The sequence below is a fragment of the Aquimarina algiphila genome (assembly GCF_007489275.1).
GTDB classification, from domain to species: domain Bacteria; phylum Bacteroidota; class Bacteroidia; order Flavobacteriales; family Flavobacteriaceae; genus Aquimarina; species Aquimarina algiphila.
The window spans coordinates 1-1,187 of record NZ_VLNR01000167.1; the positions used below are offsets into that span (position 1 = coordinate 1).

The 1,187-nt window shown below is 36.1% G+C and carries 2 protein-coding genes; both read right to left on the minus strand.

Annotated features, from left to right (window positions below; translation table 11 throughout):
* On the minus strand, nucleotides 1–673 hold a 673-nt coding region (locus FOF46_RS30815), incomplete at its 3' end, for a hypothetical protein (protein ID WP_208746848.1).
* Nucleotides 674–871: 198 nt separating this feature from the next.
* Nucleotides 872–1,187 (minus strand): helix-turn-helix domain-containing protein (locus tag FOF46_RS32040; RefSeq protein ID WP_167572031.1); only part of this gene is annotated, 316 nt, incomplete at its 5' end.

Consider the following 1,187-nt stretch of genomic DNA (forward strand, 5'->3'; position numbering starts at 1 on the left):
CTAGGGTTTCTATTTGGGTGGTCTCCTGGAGTTCAAAGTAGTATTTGGTTCCTCCATCATCAATAAGTTCAAACCCTCCATTGTTGGGTAACCTAGTGAGTTTATAATTTTTATAAGGGGCAAAAACGGCCTCTCCATCGTGATTAAAATAGAATGTTGCCGATAATGATCCTACACTGATCATATACTTATCAGATTCGGTATCCCATTTACCAGCAGCAGCTTCACGAATTAACAGTCCAATTTCATCTGCGGGCATAGATTGAGAATTGGTAGCATATTGATGCACTTTTTTACCAATTTGATTGGGACCGATATATCCAAGTTGCGACTCATCGGCAAGACCACGGACCTGACGAGTGATCATTCCTTTACCAGAAAAATCCCACCCTAAACCTGTAGCTCCGGGAATCTCATCTACCATCAATCCCGAATAGTTATAAGAGAGAGATATGGGTAAACTAAACCCTACTTGATTAATGGTATGTAACGGGATGGTGTGATTGATTTTACCAGTAGATAGATTTACTGGTATTTCTCCATACTTCCCTAAACTTGCTGCCTCTGGTGAAGTTGGAAAAATCTGCGGTGGTTTTGTAGATTCTTCCCCTTCTTGCGCAAAAGCACATAACCCTAGAAAGATCAAGGTCAATGTGGTAATTAGATGTCTCATAAAAGTGATTTTGTAATTGTTTTTAATTTTCCCATTACGAATTTGTGACTAAACTATATTTGAATACCAGGTTTATCCCTTGCCTATTATTATGTTTGAAAAGCATATTCAAATATTGGTTTAGCAGCACAAAAAACGATGTTTTTTCAATAAAATTTTTACGGGTTTCCCCATGTTTTCTGTTTTCCTGGTGCAATATTAAAACATGCCAGTTTCATTTTCCGGGACTGGGATATTTTTTTTGATTTTTTTTCTTTTATATTTTGGTTTAGTATCTAAGTTATAATCGGATGAGGTATTAGCATGAAATCCAAACTTGAAAATGACTTCATTTAGATATAAATAACTATTTGATTTAATATCAAATATAATTGGGGCATCCAATTCTTTCATAGCTAGAATAGTGCGATGCAGAGTGGCTTTTGAAATATCTAATTTTGAGGCAAACTCTATGGGTGATCCAGTTGCTTTCAGGCGAATCAATCGGTCAATTCTCTTTATTAACCGTATTTGT